Source organism: Anaerotruncus sp. 1XD42-93 (assembly GCF_009917605.1).
Lineage (GTDB): Bacteria > Bacillota > Clostridia > Oscillospirales > Ruminococcaceae > Anaerotruncus.
This window is the reverse complement of the sequence record NZ_QZEG01000009.1, coordinates 59,970-75,883: the sequence shown is the minus strand read 5'-3', so window position 1 is coordinate 75,883 and position 15,914 is coordinate 59,970. Positions and strand designations below refer to the sequence as shown.

Sequence of the window (15,914 nt, the reverse complement as noted above, 5' to 3'; positions counted from 1 at the left end):
ACGCTTTTCGGCGTCCCGCTCCGGGTGATTTATTTTTTCATCTTGAGGGTTTTGATCACCTTGAGCCGGCTGAACTCCTCGCGGTCCTTCTCCTCGAGCGCATCGGTGATGAACTTCGCGGTCTCCTGATAACGGGGGATCACGATATTTTCGAGCGCATTGGCGCGCCGCTGGGTTTTGCGGATCGCGTTAGCCAGCCGGTAGACACTGTTTTCTACCTCGGCGAGCAGCGCGGTGACCTGCTTGACCTTCTGGAAACAGACATAAGCGTGGTCAAACCGGGAATTGGTGCGGTCGAAGCCGTAGCAGATTTCAATCTGCTGCTCGGCGATCTTCACGTTCGGAATCTCGACCCCCATAACGCTCCGGTAAGAAATCCGCACGCTGTCATCCACCGGGACCGCCTCCGCAAGCTCCTGCACCATGCCCAGCGTGATGTTCGCCTCCTGAAGCGCCTCGTACGCCTCCTGATAGGTCGAGCTGATCTGCCCGCGGAGCTGTTTGGCCCGGTCGATCAGGAGCATCATCTCACGGATCAGGATGTTGCGCTTGCGGTCGAGCAGGTCGAACCCGAGCGTCGAGAGCGACAGCGATTTCTGTACCGCCATCAGGCTCCCCTTGGTCGGTGTGATATTCAGCGGGTTTGCCATCCTCCGGCCTCCTCTCCCGCGGTCATGCGAACTTCTCCGCAGCCTGTTCGGGCTTGTAGAACTGGTCGAGCACCTTGTCGTTCACCCGGTCAAGCTCCTCCCGGGGCAGCAGCGAGAGCAGCTGCCATCCGAGGTCGAGCGTCTTTTCGACCGGCCGGTCCTCCTGTGCGCCCTGGTTGACGAAATGCTCCTCGAATTTGCGTCCGAAGAACATATATTTTTTATCGGTATCCGAAAGCTCCTCCTCACCGATGACCGACGCGAGCGCCCGCGCATCCTGCACCCGCGCATAGGATGCAAACAGCTGGTTGGAGCAGTCGGAATGGTCGGCGCGGGTGTATCCCTCACCAATGCCATCCTTCATCAGACGGGAAAGAGAGGGCAGTACCGAGATCGGCGGATAAACACCCGTCTGGTCGAGCTGGCGGTCGAGGACGATCTGCCCCTCGGTGATATAGCCGGTCAGGTCAGGAACCGGGTGGGTGATATCGTCGTTGGGCATGGTCAGGATCGGCACCTGCGTGACCGAGCCGGGACACCCCTCCACGATCCCGGCCCGCTCATAGAGCGACGCGAGGTCGGAATAGAGGTAGCCGGGAAACCCCTTTCGCCCGGGGATCTCCCCCTTGGAGGAGGAGAACTCGCGCAGCGCCTCGCAGTAGGAGGTGATGTCGGTCATGATGACCAACACATGCATCCCCCGTTCGAAGGCGAGGTATTCCGCAACTGTCAGCGCACAGCGGGGGGTGAGGATACGTTCGATGATCGGGTCGTTCGAGAGGTTGAGGAACATGACCACCTTCTCCATGACCCCCGCCTCTTCAAACGAGCGTTTGAAATAGTCGGCAATGTCGTTCTTGACCCCCATTGCAGCAAAGACGATCACAAAGCTGTCCGCATCCGCGCCCGAAAGCCGGGCCTGCTGCACGATCTGTACCGCCAGCTTGTTGTGGCCCATGCCCGAGCCGGAGAAGATCGGCAGCTTCTGCCCGCGGATCAGGGTGGCAAGCGCGTCGATCGACGAGATGCCGGTGTTGATATAGTTGCGCGGGTATTCGCGGGAAACCGGGTTGAGCGGCTTGCCGTTGATATCCGCGCTCTTCTCGCAAAAGACCTCCCCCAGCCCATCAATCGGGCGGCCCGCACCATTGAAGGTCCGACCGAGCAGTTCAGGGGAAAGGGGCATCTCCATCGGATGCCCGAGCAGGGTAGTGCGGGTGTTGTCGAGCGACATGCCCCGCGTCCCCTCAAAAACCTGAATCACCGCGCGCCCGCCGTCGATCTGGACGATCCGCCCGAACCGGTTTTCCCCATTGTCCATCCTGAGCGAAACCATCTCCTCAAAGGCGGCGTTCGGTACCCCTTCCAGCGCAATCAGAGGCCCGTTGATCTCGCTGAGTCCTGTAAATTGAAGCATCTGAAATCCAGCCTCCTCTCTTAAAGCTGCCGGACAAGCTGTTCCAGCTTGCTGTCGATCTCTTTGTAGTAGTTGTCAAACAGGTCGAGCCGGTCGTTGGGCACGTCGTATTTGATCTTGACGATCGAATCGAGCAGCCCGGTTTCGAGAATCTCCGAAATCGGCAGGTTCTGGGCGATTACCGCGCTGCACCTGTCGTAGAAATAAAGCGCGACCTGCATCATCTTGAGCTGCTTGGGCAGGGGGACATAGGTATCGTCCCGATGGTAGGCGTTCTGCTGGAGCAGCCCGACCCGGATCAACCGGGCGGTCTCGATGACCAGCTTCTGGTCATCGGGGAGTACATCCGAGCCGATCAGCTTGACAATCTCCATCAGCTTGTTCTCTTCGAGCAGCAGGTTGGCGATCCGCTGCCGGCAGGCCATGAAGTCGGGCGAGATGTTTTTGGCGTACCAGGGCGCGAGATCGTCCAGATACTCGCTGTAGCTGGTGTTCCAGTTGATCGCCGGATAGTGGCGCGCATAGGCGAGGCTCTTATCGAGCGCCCAGAAGCAGCGGACAAACCGCTTGGTGTTCTGGGTGACCGGCTCGGAGAAGTCCGCGCCCTGCGGGGAGACCGCCCCGATGATCGTCACCGAGCCTTCGGTGCCGTTCAGGTTCTCCATGTAGCCCGCGCGCTCGTAGAACTGGGAGATGCGGGAGGGCAGGTAGGCCGGGAACCCCTCTTCGGCGGGCATCTCCTCCAAACGGCCGGAGATTTCCCGCAGCGCCTCGGCCCAGCGGGAAGTCGAATCCGCCATGACCGCGACATGGTAGCCCATATCCCGGTAATACTCGGCGAGGGTGATGCCGGTATAGATCGAGGCTTCGCGCGCCGCGACCGGCATATTGGAGGTGTTGGCGATCAGAACGGTGCGGGCGGTCAGCGGCTTGCCCGACTTGGGGTCGATCAGCTCGCCGAACTCCTTGAGCACCTGGGTCATCTCGTTGCCGCGCTCGCCGCAGCCGATATAGACGATGATATCCGCATCGCTCCATTTGGCGAGCTGGTGTTGGGTCATCGTTTTGCCGGTGCCGAACCCGCCCGGCACTGCGGCGGTGCCGCCCTTGGCAACCGGGAAGAGGGTGTCGATCACCCGCTGGCCGGTAATCAGCGGGCGTTCGATCGGGCGGCGCTCAGCCACCGGGCGCGGTACCCGGATCGGCCATTTGTGGGCAAGGCAGAGTTCATGCCGGACGCCCTGCCCGTCCTCGACAACGACCAGCGGGTCAAAGACCCGGTATGCCCCGTCCGGAACCACCGAAACGACTGTCCCGGTCAGGCCGGGCGGACAGAGGGCGCGGTTCTCGATGATTGCGGTTTCCTGGCAGGCGGCGTAGACGTCCCCACCCTTGATCTGGTCGCCCTCCCGGACCCGGATGGTGGTTTCCCACTGTTTTTCAATATCGAGGGCCGGGATGTCGCTGCCCTCGGGGATGAATGCGCCCGACTGTTTTGCAATCACGTCGAGCGGGCGTTCGATCCCGTCAAAGATGTTGGAAAGGATGCCCGGGCCGAGGGTAGCGCAGAGCGGCCCGCCGGTGCCGGAGACCGGCTCGCCCGGATGCAGCCCGGTGGTAACCTCATAGACCTGGATGGTGGTCCGGCTGGACGAGATATTGATGACCTCACCGATCAGGCGCTTTTCCCCGACGTAGACCATCTCCATCATCTGGAAGCCGGTCGCACCCTCCACGGTGATGACCGGGCCGTTAATCGAATAGACAACTGGTTGCAAACCGTTCACCCCGCTTTATTCTAAATGGAAGTTGGAATGGCTGAAAAACCAGTCCTTCTGTTCAGCCAGCGCGGAGTCGAGGGTCAGGTCCACCTCGATCCCGCGGGCCCTGCTGCGCAGCAGAACCCCGCCAAGCTGGATCTGCTCCGACCCATCGACTGTGCATTCCCTGCCGAAGGCCGACTTGACCTGTCCGGCAAGCGGGAGGTCTTCAGGGCGCAGCAGCAGTTCGGCGTCCGGCAGATCGTCCGGGCAGTCTGCGGCGAGCTTCTGCGTCTGCCGTTCGAGGTAGGCGGGATAGTCCGGCCCTTTGGAAAAGACCGCGAGTTCGGCCCGGGCGCGGGCGATGATCTCCGCGAGATACTGCTCCCGCTGCTGGTAGAGCTGCTTTTTCAGGTCGCGCGCATTCCGGGAAATCTCCTTGACATTCTCGGTCTGCATCTGGTGGATCTGGTCCTGTATCTGCTGGTAAAGGCCGTTCAAAAGCCGGTTTTCCTCTTTGTCCAGCTCGGCCTTCTTCATCCGTTCGGTCACCTGCTCAGCCTCCTGCCGCTCGGCGGCGGCCTTCGCAAGGATCGCTTCCTCAAATAATTCGAGTTTGTGGGTTACTGTATTTGGCATGTCGTTTCACCTCGTATGCATTCCCGCGTCATAGCTGGACGCCGATCGCTTCGCCCACATACCGCTCGATCATCTGGGAGACGTCCCCTTTTCCATGCCGGTCGGGGACTTCGACGATCAGCGGGCGTTTCTGGCTGAGCTTATAGCGGTAGATTGTTTCGGGGCAGGCATTGACCAGCTTTTCGGTCATCAGGACAATCCCGATCTGCGGGTCCGCCGCCAGCCGTTTGATTGCCTCGGAGACCTCTTCGGCCGTGTGAAGGACCTCCCCTTCGATCCCCGCCAGACGCATCCCCATTGCGGTATCGACATTGTCGCTCAATGCGTAGAATTTCATCGCCGTTTTCCTCAGAGCTTGTTGATGATGAGGATCGAGATCAGCAGCCCATAGAGCGCGACGCCCTCACCAAGCACAACGAAGATCATCGCCTTACCGAATGCTTTGGGGTCCTCGGAAAACGCGCCGATTGCGGCAGGGGCGGTGGAAGCGATCGCGATGCCCGCGCCCAGGCAGGAAAGCCCGGTTGCGAGGGCGGCAGCGATAAAGCCCATGCCCGAACCAGATGCAGCTGCCGCGGCCTCCGCTGCGGCAGGAGCGGCCTCCGCAGAGACGCCGGAAGAGAGCGCGACCAGCAGCAGGGCGGCAACCATAAAGACGCCGAGGTTGGCGAATACCCGCTTTTTCACACCGGTATGGACCGTCTGTGTTCTGCGCATCGGCAGAAGCAGCAGAGCGGCAAACAGGACAGCCATCGTCGGAACAACAAACAACATCATCATAGAAAATCCCTCCAAATTCATTATATCTGGAAAGGTGCTTTTTTCTTGCAAAAAGCACCCTCCTGCCGCTTCGCGGCAATTCACCCGAAAAAGGCGCTTCTCAGGCGGGCGCCCAGCGCCTAGGCAGGCGTTCCGCGCTCATCTCGCGCCAAGAGCCCGCCTTCGGCGGGTTGCGCTCGAAACGCTTCGCTGCGGCTCGCAGTGCGGAGCGCGGCCAAAGGCTCTGCCTTTGGAATCCGCCGCCTTTGAAAAGGCGGGCGAAACTTTTGAGTCTTGCGGGGGTTACGCTTCCTCGGCGGTAGTGACATGGATCGGTACAAACGGCCTGCCGTCCCCGTCGAAATACCGGCTGAACATCTCATAGAACTCGAGGCGCAGCACCTGGATGCCGACGATCAGCCCTTCCATGCCGATGACGAACAGGTTCCCGACAACAAGAACAAACGGACTGACCGAATGGGACACCATCTCCGAGAGGGTGAACACCACTGCCATCATCCCCGCGTGGCTCAGAACAAACCCGCCCACCCGCAGGAAAGACATGGTGTTTGAGAAAAAGCTCAGAACCACCTCGAACAGTTCAAAGAAGCCGATCAGCACATAGCCGGTGTAGCCGCCCTCCGGGCGGGCTTCCTCCGCGCTTTTGCCCTGGCTGAGTCCACCGAGCGGCTCCTTAAAGAGGATCAGCATCAGCGGCAGGATGATCCACAGCGTGATATAGGCTTCCGTGAAATAGTTTTTCCCGGTGAGGAACAGGACCGCCGCACCGAACAGGATCGACCCATAGAACAGGAATCCCGCTATGCCGTTGGCGGAGAAAAATGCGCGTTCCCAGTCCTTCCTGCGCACGCTGATATAAATATCGAGCAGGATTGACGAGCAGATCAGCACCACACCGAGCGCAACCGCCGAAAGCAGCACCAGGTTGGTATTCTCGGGGGCCATGACCTCGATCGGCTTGCCCGGAAGCCCGAACACCTTCTGGTAGAACGGGTCGAGCAGATGTTCAAACCCGAACACCGAGCCATAGAAGGTCCCGAAGATGCAGGAAAAAATCCCGATGCGGTTGATAACCCGGGCGATGTTCAGCCGTTTTTTCCACCAGAGCAGCCATCCGCCCAGCACGAGCAGCAGCCCCTGCCCGAGATCCCCGAACATGATGCCGAACAGCAGGCAGTAGGTGAAGGCGACAAATGGGGTCGGGTCGAAGTCCCCATAGGCCGGCAGGCCGTACATTTCGACGAACATCTCAAACGGCTTGGAAAACCAGCCGTTTTTCAGCCTGGTCGGCGGGACCAGACGTTTGTCCGCATCGTGCGGCTTCAGCTCAACGGTTACCCCGTCGAGCGGTTCAAACACAGCGGCGAATGCCTGCGCATCCTCCTCCTGCACAAACCCGGTGATGTAAAACAGATCGAAAAAGTTTCGCTTGAGCACCGCGACATATTTGCGCAGGTTGAAGGAATCCGAGAGGAATTTGAGCCGGGTATAGAGCCGGAAATACTCCTCCTTGTTTTGGGCAATCAGCTGCCTGCACTGCTCGTTGACCCGTTCCCGCTCGGCGCGGTTTTTCTCCAGCTCCGCCTTGATCCGCGCGATCTCATCCTCGGGGGTCCCATGGATGAACTCGGGCACCCGCACCCGCTCGAAATAGAGGGAGGAGAACAGGTTGTCGATCTCAGGGGCGTCGTCGGTCAGACAGAAATAGACGCTCCAGTTGTAGTCCTCCTCGGTATCGAACGATTTGTAGATAAACGGGCGGGTCTTATAAAGCGCGAGTTTGGCTTCGCTGTCGACCGGCATCCGCCCAAACCGGACCTTGGTATACCGGCAGTTGAAAATCTTGTCAAAGTGGACGTCCAGCGAGACCAGGTGCGAGATATGCACCAGCGCGCCTTCATCCTGTTCGATCTCCCGCTGGAGTGTGTTGTGGCGTTCCCGCAGCGCATCCAGTTCCTCCTTGAACCGGGTGTAAAACTGTTTGTAATCGTCAGCACTGGTCTGGATAACCTTTTCCAGGTCCTCCTTCTGCACATACTGCGGCATGTATTCCGGGTGAATCCCGGCGGTCACACCGAGATCGACCACATGGCTGAGCATTTCGGCATAGGGGTTCTCGTCCGAAAGCGGCTTGAACCCGGCGACCTCCCCCGCAGTATGGATCGATGGTTCGGGGTGGAATGCCCCGTTTTCGATCACCCGCAGAAGCACGTCGTCCAAATGCTTCATGTCGCCCATAATGCTTACCAGCGAAAGCTTGGCAATAGACATGGCGATTCGTCCTTTCTTCCGCGCGGGCCGGACCGTTCCGGCCCCACGCTTGGTAGGGCTTGCTTGAAACGGAAAAAGACGAAGATTCCGTTTTTCCAGACAGCCCTTAGAACCCGTATTCACAAGTGTTTGACGCCGCCCGAACAGGCCTTTTGCCGGCCTGCCGCGCTGCAAAACCCTGCAATACACAAAATATTGCCTGCATGGTTTCGCCTTACTGTGGATGCAGGTTCCTAGTGGCAGAGCAGGCTGCCGATCCGTTCGGGGGGAAGCTGGTAGCGGACCCCCTCGATCACCCGGATGATATTTTCCGCCTCGATCTGGCGCAGCAGGATAAAGGCCAGAAACACCACCTGCGGGTCGGTCGAGAAGTGCAGCTTGTGCCGGATCAGCCCGCAGCGGATCGCTTCAGTCCCGCTCTCGATGTAGTTCATCTCAGGCGAGAGCGCCCGTTTATAGGGGGAGATACTGCACAGCATCTTCATAAACGTCTGCGCATCGCGGGCTTCCACCAGCCGGTTGAGCTGCTTTTCCCCGATCCGGCAGCGGACCGGCAGCAGCATCTTCCGGATCCGTTCGGGAGGCGCCTGGAAGGTCGTTTTGAGCCGGAAGATGGTGTTGAGGTTGCTCGTCTCCGCCCGCAGGCTGATCAGCTCCTGCACCTGCCTGCGGCTTTCCCCATGCAGTTTCGCGCAGTAGCCAAGCAGGGTGGTGTAATAATAGGTGCGCAGCGCGACCTCCACTGCGGTATAATCCACCCTGCCGTCCCGGACATCCGCCTGTGCACACTGCCGCAATACCGTCCCATAGGGGGTATTCGCGACTGTCTCAAGGAGCTGGGAGAAATCCCGCACCTGTGCGAGCGCGAACAGGTCAAACGACGCATAAGCGCTCATAAACGCGGGAATCTCCGCAACCATCGTCCCGGGATGCCCGGAGATCAGATCCCGCATACAGGTGAGGATCAGGTTGATCTCCATGTCCATCACCACATAAAAACCCATGTGGTGATGGGGGCCAAGGAACCGCACCAGCCGGATATACTGGTGAAACAGGTCCTTGTGAAGCAGATTTTCGAGCTGCCCGCGGTGGATGGCGCTGTCCTGCACCCCCGAAAGCGCGGCGGCATAGCTGGTTTTTTCCCGCAGATAGGCGGAAATCTCCTGCACGCTCTGCCGGCGGATCAGGTCGTCGTACTGTGTGCGGGTGAGCATCTGCCCATACATCGCCCGCACCTTTGCCAGGGCTGCATTCGCGGATCTGTTCATCGCCTCACCCGCCTATACAGCGGGAGACGATCTCCCGGATCCACCGTTCCCCGTTCTCCTGATAGGTCTGCCGGAGATGTTCCATCTGGAGGTCGTACCTGCGCCGGGCTTCCACAAACTGCTCTTCCTTTTCGGCCTGTGCCTCCCGGCGGCAGTCTTCCATATGCCGCGCGAGGTGGTCCCGGTAAAGGTTGGCCATCTCCTGTTTGTAGTCCCCCATGCGGCTCATGACTTCCCGGCGCTGATCCAGTGCTTCCCGCACAAGCTGCTGTCCCTTTTCGTCATACTCGATCAGGCGCCTGATTACCTCTTCCAAAAAGCTCACCCTTTCTTTTCTTCATGTCTGGCAATCGCAAAAATATGGCTTCCGTTTTGTCCCTCTATTATTTTCCATCCAGTGAAAAACAAACTTTTGGAAACGTCCCTAGTTTAGCCTGATTACGGAAATTTTTCAAGTTAAATTTTAAACGAAATTCTTTTTTCAAAGTTTCTCTGTGCTAATTGTATATTTTTTTATCTAAAAGCGACCTGACTTGTTGAATTTGCACATACCCCTCCGGCACAAAACCCCATCTTAAAAACAGATGATAGGGTGAATCCTTCCCCCTATTCCTCGGGCTTCCATCCGGGCCAAAACCTTGACGGGCCTTCCAGCTTTTGCTATACTGGAAAAAACGGATGGAGGACTTTGCCATGAAACTTGCGGAAGCATTGCAGCTTCGTACCGGCCTGCAAAAACGGATCAACCAGCTTTCCAGCCGTCTGTGCAACAACGCAACCGTCCAAGAAGGGGAAAAGCCCGCCGAGGACCCGGCCGCCCTGATGGAGGAATATGAGGACTGCGTCGCCCAGCTGGAAGGATTGATTGCCCGGATCAACCGCACCAACAGCGAAACCCGGACCGAATCCGGCACGCTGACCGAGCTGCTGGCCCGCCGGGACTGTCTGAAGCTGCGGCTGCAAACCTATCATGATTTCCTGGCCTCCGCCAGCAGTCTGACCCGCCGGGCCACCCGTTCGGAGATCCGGATTCTAAGCACCATACCGGTGCCCGAGTACCAGAAAAAGGCGGATGTGCTTTCCCGCCGGCTGCGGGAGGTGGACAACGCCATCCAGTCCGCCAACTGGTCCACCGAGCTTTTGTAAAAACCCCTTCCATTCTTTCGGATGCATTATCGTTCAAAAGAACGGAAAGAGGGGCCTTTCCACAAGGAAAAAGCCCCTCTTCATGATCGGTATAAAACAACTGTCAGTTGATTTCACGCACCAAGAGACCCTGTTCGGCACCCGTTTGCGGGCACCTTTTCGACCGATGATACTCTGTCAATAAAACCAGATTCTCAAATTTTTCCGGCTCCTGATAGCGTTTTCTTCCGCTCTCTTCCCGAATTACCATCACTTCTCGCCCCAATGATTCAGGAACTGCGCGATAAACCGTATACGACCGGGATACTCCTTCCTCATCGGCCACCGTGATCCGAAGGATCGCCCCACCGCCCCGCTTTATAATCTGCCCATCCCGATCCCGCAGATCGGACCCATCCGAAAGCAGGCAGCAAAGCTGCTCGATTTCATCCGGACAGTTGAGCCGCTTCTCTGCGAGCACCTCTCCTTTTGATGTTTCGTATAAGAGCGTCGCTGATTGTCCTGCGTAAATCTTTACACAGGATAACCCCATCAGCAATAGTGCTATCATGATTCCCGCGAAAAATTGCAGAAAATTTCGTTTTATATTCCCCATGATTTTCAAGTTGTTATCGTTGAATACCAGTTGTATACAATGCTTCCATATGTGTATTGGAAATTCAGTGCAGAGGAGGGACTTCCTTTTTTGCAGAGCCATTTATATGTTCCACTATTAGAATCGCTTACTCTAATGCCGTACTCCCCTGCAAGAGAATCGGAAGAAAAGCCGCAAAGCACTGTGTAATGCGCAAAATTTGTAGATTGCCAATTAATAATACCAGGTTTCTGGTTATTCATGTATGTTTTAACTTGATTAGGTGTTAGTTTTCCTTTTTTGCTTCCTGTTATATCATAACACTTGCTTAAAGCGTTTACAACATCTGAATCATACGCTCCCTCATTATAACCTATTCCCATTTTATCAGCAATCTGCAAAGGAGTATATTTGTTGCTTTTTGTCAAAAATTTCTCTGTTAACATCACTGAAACGGCCCAGCATTCCCCATAAGACTGCTTATAGGTTCCTACATTTACCTCTATTACCTGAGCCCCTCTTGACTGCAACGGAATGTCTAATGAATATCGTTCTTTCGCTGAGTAATAGTCCGTTGGATTCATATCTTGCCCCATCTTTTTATCACTATAACCATTCTCTAAATGCTCTATTGAAGAGCTTGCAAAGCTGTACTCCTCAATTATCTGTACATCTTCATCTGTTTTAAAATAAAGACTATCATTAGTGACTATAATGCAAAAATCTTCTTGTCCATTATTTAAGTATTTGTTTATATTCGATGCCCAGTCCTGACTAAAAGAATACGTTGGGCTTGCCTTATCTCCGTGGACGCCCAATACGCCTATAACTACATTATTTAAATACACAGGATAATAACTGACTTGACTAAATTCTGAAATGTTAAAATCTGTATACTCATAAACAGGTATTTGGCCTCCAAGCTGTAACTGATCTCCACTAATCAAGGGAGTCTCTTTTTCCGTTACCATCCAACTTGATAGTAAGTTTTGTATACAAGATAATTGCTCCTCAGAAAAAATTTCATGAATATTGTCTGATTTCCCGGATGCAAATGCCACCACTGATAGACTCATCAATACTGCTATCGACACAACAAAGCTTATAATTTTTTTAACATTTTTATATCTCCTCTCTGTCAAAGCCTTTTCTGAATTTTTAGTTTACCTTGGATTTGTTATAGTTATGATCTCCTTTCTTCATTAACAAAATAATTATAACACATTTAATATTTTTATAAATACATTATTATTAATATTTATTATATGAGTTAAAATTCTTATGATATTTAAGATACTGATATACGATGCTGTTCAGCCCGGATGGACAGCTGGCGGATTCAGCAAAATGTTCTGCAGGGGGGCGTTGCCCACGGACTGCAAACGATAAGCCTGTTGGTAGCCGCAAACAGGGCGAATGCGACCGCTTCCGGCCGTGGAAAGAGCCGGACATGGTTCTGTGAGGGACCGAGCATATGGACGCGCAGAAGGGCCTGCGTGCGGGGTTCGATTCCCCGGTTGATTGTTATGCCCAGCATTGTAACACGCGCATTGTTACCACTGACACTGCACAACCACGCATTGACTGTTGCGGCGAGGGAGGGTACGGGGATTCTTAAAACAGGCAGGAACGGCCGGATGAGGCCGTTTTTTTACCTCTCTTTGCTTGCTTTTTTGCTCTGCTGTTGGTATACTGGAACCGGAGCCTTCACTTTCGTGAACAAAGCGTTTTGCCAGCCTTTTCAGAGGCTGCGGGGTCAAGGGGCAGAACCCCCGCCGCTGTGCGTACGCAGCGGAACCCCATCGCACACAAACGGCCAAGGGAGGAACGACTTATGAAAAAGACTGCCCGCATTTTGGGGCTTGCGCTCGCGCTGACAGCCGCGCTTTCGGCGCCGGTTTCCGCGGCGACCCTGCTCACCGGAGACGGGTTCTCCAACCGCGCGAACGCCGATTACTGGCAGACCGACCGCTATGAGCCGGAGGGGTTCGACTATGCAAACGGCAAGCTCTACCTGAGCGTCGGGCGGGAGGGAGCCACCTCCAACCGGCCTGCCGATATGCAGGGGAACTATTACGCCTTACAGGGCCGCAGGATGGCTGTCAACAAGACACCGGGAGCGGTCTGGACCGCAGCCGCCAAGATCAAGATCGACGAGTCATGGGTCGAGGGCAACCCCGGACGCCGCCGCGCGGAGTTCCGGGTGGATGTGTACGGCGGCAACTCCGACGTGATGCCCGGGATGGCGGTCGTGACCAACGGGTCCGGCTCTCTGGCGGTTCAGTACGCCAATCCCGCAATCAAGTCCGGATGGTCAACCACAAGCCGGTATTACGATACCAAAGACCAGGAGTATCTCTCGCTTGAGCTCGAGGAAGGCTGGCACACCCTGCTGGTTAAGGCAAACGACGGGTTGGTCTACTACTATCTGGACAACCTCCAGATCGCATCGGTGGAGTTCTCCGAGAGCGCGCTGACCCCTGCCTGGCTTGCGCTCAACGCGCAGAACTACGGCACCGACTATGAGGTCTGTTTTGACAGCTGTTACCTCTACAACGGCGGATACAGCGTCTACAAGGCTTCGCAGGAGTCCCGGGAGCGCGCCGAAGATCGCAAAGCCGAACGCTACCAGCAGAAACGCGACAACTGGCGGGAGCGGCATACCGTCTATAAATTTGACGGAAGCGACAGGGAATATACCCGCGAAGAGGCAAAGCAGGCTGGCCTGGATCCGGACCATGCTGTCTCCAGCCGGCTCGACCGGGAGATGCCGGACAGCTATTGGAACTATTGACAATCGGAAAGGAATCTTTGCGTTATGAAAAAACAGAAAAAATATGCTGCATCGGTAATAGCAGAAAGCCGGGAGGTTTGCTGTTAGAATCGAAGTACTCGTATTTCAGCGTTTTGACGATATCGTCAAACGGCTTCAGTGCCACCCCGCATTGAAAGCCGCGGGCATAAGCCCGCCGGTGTATGGAGTGCACCTTTGGTTATCAACCTCCCGGAAGGATGTGAAAAAACATACTTTTCGGAGGAGCTTATGAATCGCGAACAGAAACGAATCCAAAAACAAAAGGGATATTATAAAACGCACGCGTGTCACGACAGCTTTACCTGTAAAGTCTGCGGACGTCCGGTCGTTGCGGCAGGCGCAGGGAGCGACCACCGCAACCACTGCCCCAACTGCCTATCCAGCCTGCATGTGGACGAACTGCCCGGAGACCGCGCATCCGAATGCGGCGGCATCATGGAGCCGATCGGTGTGTGGGTACGCAAGGGCGGCGAATGGGCAATCATCCACAGGTGCCGCCGCTGCGGGAAGCTCAGTTCCAACCGCGCTGCCGCGGACGACAACCCGATGAAGCTGATGTCGATTGCCATGAAACCGCTGGCCGAACCGCCGTTCCCGCTGGAACGGATCAGCGAACTGACCGCGCTCATGGGCGGAGCAGGCTCGTTAGAGCCAGATTCGCATTTTTAAAAAATCAACAGGCGTCCGGCCATTTATGCCGGACGCCTGTTGTCATATCTATACGATATGGGAAGGGGGAGCGATATGATCAGAGAAACCTATGCCGGCTGTACCCTTTGCCTTATCCAAGGGAGGCTGTATCCAGAATCGCCCCGGTATCAGCCGAGCTGACCAATGCGGCATATTTCGCCAGCGCAGGGAGACGGGGTTTCCGCAGCGGCTGCCAGCCCTCTTTGCGCCGCTCCAGCTCTTCTGCGGGGACATGCAGTTCGAGTGTGCGGGCATGGATGTCAATCTCGATCTCGTCACCATCCTGCACAAAGGCGATCGGGCCGCCTGCCGCCGCTTCGGGAGAAATATGCCCGATGCAGGGGCCATGCGTCGCCCCCGAGAACCGCCCGTCGGTCACAAGCGCAACGTCTTCATCCATGCCGCGCCCCATGATGAGCGCGGTGGTGGAAAGCATCTCACGCATCCCAGGGCCTCCCTTGGGGCCTTCGTACCGGATCACAATGACGGTGCCCTTTTCGATCGTCCCGGCGCTGACAGCGGCATCCGCCTCTTCCATCGAGTTAAATACCCGGGCCTTACCGGTAAAGTGCGCCATCGACTCCCGCACGCCCGACTGTTTTACCACCGCACCGCGCGGTGCAAGGCTGCCGTAAAGCACCGCAATGCCGCCTTCCGGCTTCTGTGGGGCTTCGAGCGTCTTGAGCACGTCATCGGGATTGGCGGTATATCCATCCAGCAGTTCGCCCAGCGTTTTTCCGGCCACTGTCATCACCTCGCGGTGCAAGCGAGGTTCCACCGTCTTGAGCACTGCGGGGATACCGCCGCTCGCGTCGAGCGATACAATCGGGTATTTCCCCGAAGGCTGGAGGTTGCAGACGAACGGCACTTCCCGGCTGATCCGGTCGAAATCCGAGAGATTCAGTTCCACGCCTGCCTCATGGGCAAGCGCCATCAGATGGAGCACCAGATTGGTCGAAGATCCAGTCGCCATTGCGCCGGCAACACCGTTGAGCAGGGCCTCGCGGGTCAGGATTTTACGCGGGGTGATCCCCTCCCGCAGCAGCTGCATAACCGCGCGTCCGCTCGCCTTGGCGATCCGTTTGCGCTTATTCGAGACCGCCGGTGCGGTGCCTGCGCCGGGCAGCGCCATGCCGAGCACCTCGCTGAGCATACACATCGAATTGGCGGTGCCCAGATGCGCACAGCTCCCGACGGTTGGAAGGGTCGCTTTTTCTGCCTCTTTCATATAGTCCGGGGTGATGATGCCCGCTTCCACCCGGCCAGGGAACTCCCTCAGCTCGCTCGAGCAGAAAAGCGGGTTGCCGCCCACATTGCCGGGCAGCATCGGTCCTCCGGGGACGACGACCGCCGGGATATCCAGCCGGGCTGCAGCCATCAGCATCCCGGGGATGATCTTGTCGCAGCCGGGCAGCAGGACCATCGCGTCAAAGTGATGGGCTTCGACCACCATCTCGATCGAATCAGCGATCAGGTCGCGGCTTGCGAGCGGATAACGCATCCCCTTGTGGCCCTGGCAGAGGCCGTCACAGATCGCGATGGTCTCGCTGCGGCGGGGGACTCCGCCCGCTTCAATGACCCCCTGGCAGACATAGTCCGCCAGCTCGCGCAGATGGGCATGACCGGGGACCATCTCGCTGAAGGAGCCGATAACCGCTACAAACGGCTTTTTCAGGTCCTCCTCGTCCATGCCGGTGGCATAGAGCAGGGCGCGCTGCCCGCTGCGGGCCAGCCCGTTGGTCAATGTGCTGCTGCGGTAGCTGGGGTCTTTCAGTTCAAACTCTTTTTCGTAATTCATGGTTGAACGCTCCTTTTTGATCTTGTAGAGAGTATCAAAACGGCTGCGCTCCCGCATTTCGCGTTTGCCATACCAATTTTTACAATCGAAGTGGTTGCCTGGAAAC

At 56.7% G+C, this 15,914-nt stretch carries 15 protein-coding genes; 3 read left to right on the top strand and 12 right to left on the bottom strand.

The genetic code is table 11. The annotated features are described in order from the left end of the window. Positions 1-29 precede the first annotated feature (29 nt). From D5269_RS05600 to D5269_RS05560, 9 genes are all read right to left on the bottom strand, one after another. Positions 30-650 carry a V-type ATP synthase subunit D gene (locus tag D5269_RS05600; protein WP_016316939.1) on the bottom strand — a complete coding sequence of 207 codons (621 nt, stop codon included), beginning with the start codon at positions 648-650 and terminating at the stop codon, positions 30-32. A gap of 22 nt (positions 651-672) precedes the next feature. Then, entirely contained in the window at positions 673-2,067 is a 1,395-nt protein-coding gene (locus D5269_RS05595) for a V-type ATP synthase subunit B (protein ID WP_016316940.1), read from the bottom strand. A 20-nt stretch (positions 2,068-2,087) separates the two neighbouring features. Further along, a complete protein-coding gene (locus D5269_RS05590; protein WP_016316941.1) occupies positions 2,088-3,845 on the bottom strand; it encodes a V-type ATP synthase subunit A in 1,758 nt (585 codons plus the stop codon). 15 nt (positions 3,846-3,860) lie between these two features. After that, positions 3,861-4,466, bottom strand: a complete 606-nt coding sequence (locus D5269_RS05585) for a hypothetical protein (RefSeq protein ID WP_016316942.1) — start codon at positions 4,464-4,466, stop codon at positions 3,861-3,863. A gap of 28 nt (positions 4,467-4,494) precedes the next feature. After that, positions 4,495-4,803 (bottom strand): V-type ATP synthase subunit F, encoded by a 309-nt coding sequence (locus tag D5269_RS05580; protein ID WP_016316943.1) that lies wholly within the window; start codon positions 4,801-4,803, stop codon positions 4,495-4,497. A gap of 11 nt (positions 4,804-4,814) precedes the next feature. After that, positions 4,815-5,246: an ATP synthase subunit C gene (locus D5269_RS05575; RefSeq protein WP_016316944.1), complete on the bottom strand. Its 432-nt coding sequence runs from the start codon at positions 5,244-5,246 to the stop codon at positions 4,815-4,817. Between the two features lie 282 nt (positions 5,247-5,528). After that, positions 5,529-7,517: a V-type ATPase 116kDa subunit family protein gene (locus D5269_RS05570; RefSeq protein ID WP_016316945.1), complete on the bottom strand. Its 1,989-nt coding sequence runs from the start codon at positions 7,515-7,517 to the stop codon at positions 5,529-5,531. A 233-nt stretch (positions 7,518-7,750) separates the two neighbouring features. Beyond that, on the bottom strand, positions 7,751-8,785 hold the full coding sequence (locus D5269_RS05565; protein WP_120484015.1) for a V-type ATPase subunit: 1,035 nt from the start codon (positions 8,783-8,785) through the stop codon (positions 7,751-7,753). 4 nt (positions 8,786-8,789) lie between these two features. Beyond that, complete coding sequence (locus D5269_RS05560; protein WP_016316947.1) at positions 8,790-9,101, bottom strand: hypothetical protein; 312 nt, start codon at positions 9,099-9,101, stop codon at positions 8,790-8,792. Positions 9,102-9,478: 377 nt separating this feature from the next. Here D5269_RS05560 and D5269_RS05555 point away from each other — a divergent pair, with 377 nt between their 5' ends. Further along, positions 9,479-9,931 carry a DIP1984 family protein gene (locus D5269_RS05555; protein ID WP_120484013.1) on the top strand — a complete coding sequence of 151 codons (453 nt, stop codon included), beginning with the start codon at positions 9,479-9,481 and terminating at the stop codon, positions 9,929-9,931. A gap of 103 nt (positions 9,932-10,034) precedes the next feature. On the opposite strand, the gene D5269_RS05550 is transcribed toward D5269_RS05555, so the two are convergent. Together D5269_RS05550 and D5269_RS19000 are read right to left on the bottom strand one after the other, a co-directional pair. Then, positions 10,035-10,391, bottom strand: a complete 357-nt coding sequence (locus D5269_RS05550) for a hypothetical protein (RefSeq protein WP_155846427.1) — start codon at positions 10,389-10,391, stop codon at positions 10,035-10,037. 140 nt (positions 10,392-10,531) lie between these two features. Then, a complete protein-coding gene (locus D5269_RS19000; protein WP_158604865.1) occupies positions 10,532-11,566 on the bottom strand; it encodes a papain-like cysteine protease family protein in 1,035 nt (344 codons plus the stop codon). Positions 11,567-12,339: 773 nt separating this feature from the next. Between D5269_RS19000 and D5269_RS05540 the strand changes: the two genes are divergently transcribed. Both D5269_RS05540 and D5269_RS05535 read left to right on the top strand, forming a co-directional pair. Beyond that, positions 12,340-13,299 carry a hypothetical protein gene (locus D5269_RS05540; RefSeq protein ID WP_120484010.1) on the top strand — a complete coding sequence of 320 codons (960 nt, stop codon included), beginning with the start codon at positions 12,340-12,342 and terminating at the stop codon, positions 13,297-13,299. Positions 13,300-13,548: 249 nt separating this feature from the next. Continuing rightward, the gene (locus tag D5269_RS05535; protein ID WP_016316953.1) at positions 13,549-13,989 is read left to right on the top strand and encodes an RNHCP domain-containing protein; all 441 of its coding nucleotides are present in this window, start codon (positions 13,549-13,551) and stop codon (positions 13,987-13,989) included. Positions 13,990-14,101: 112 nt separating this feature from the next. Here D5269_RS05535 and ilvD read toward each other — a convergent pair whose 3' ends face one another. After that, complete coding sequence (gene ilvD / locus D5269_RS05530) at positions 14,102-15,808, bottom strand: dihydroxy-acid dehydratase (RefSeq protein WP_120484009.1); 1,707 nt, start codon at positions 15,806-15,808, stop codon at positions 14,102-14,104. Positions 15,809-15,914 lie beyond the last annotated feature (106 nt).

Bases quoted from the DNA above. Each gene is read 5' to 3' on its own strand.
- D5269_RS05595 (WP_016316940.1), bottom strand. From the start codon at position 2,067: ATGCTTCAATTTACAGGACTCAGCGAGATCAACGGGCCTCTGATTGCG.
- D5269_RS05540 (WP_120484010.1), top strand. From the start codon at position 12,340: ATGAAAAAGACTGCCCGCATTTTGGGGCTTGCGCTCGCGCTGACAGCC.
- D5269_RS05585 (WP_016316942.1), bottom strand. From the start codon at position 4,466: ATGCCAAATACAGTAACCCACAAACTCGAATTATTTGAGGAAGCGATC.
- ilvD (WP_120484009.1), bottom strand. From the start codon at position 15,808: ATGAATTACGAAAAAGAGTTTGAACTGAAAGACCCCAGCTACCGCAGC.
- D5269_RS05535 (WP_016316953.1), top strand. From the start codon at position 13,549: ATGAATCGCGAACAGAAACGAATCCAAAAACAAAAGGGATATTATAAA.
- D5269_RS05580 (WP_016316943.1), bottom strand. From the start codon at position 4,803: ATGAAATTCTACGCATTGAGCGACAATGTCGATACCGCAATGGGGATG.
- D5269_RS05575 (WP_016316944.1), bottom strand. From the start codon at position 5,246: ATGATGATGTTGTTTGTTGTTCCGACGATGGCTGTCCTGTTTGCCGCT.
- D5269_RS05565 (WP_120484015.1), bottom strand. From the start codon at position 8,785: ATGAACAGATCCGCGAATGCAGCCCTGGCAAAGGTGCGGGCGATGTAT.
- D5269_RS05600 (WP_016316939.1), bottom strand. From the start codon at position 650: ATGGCAAACCCGCTGAATATCACACCGACCAAGGGGAGCCTGATGGCG.
- D5269_RS05555 (WP_120484013.1), top strand. From the start codon at position 9,479: ATGAAACTTGCGGAAGCATTGCAGCTTCGTACCGGCCTGCAAAAACGG.
- D5269_RS05570 (WP_016316945.1), bottom strand. From the start codon at position 7,517: ATGTCTATTGCCAAGCTTTCGCTGGTAAGCATTATGGGCGACATGAAG.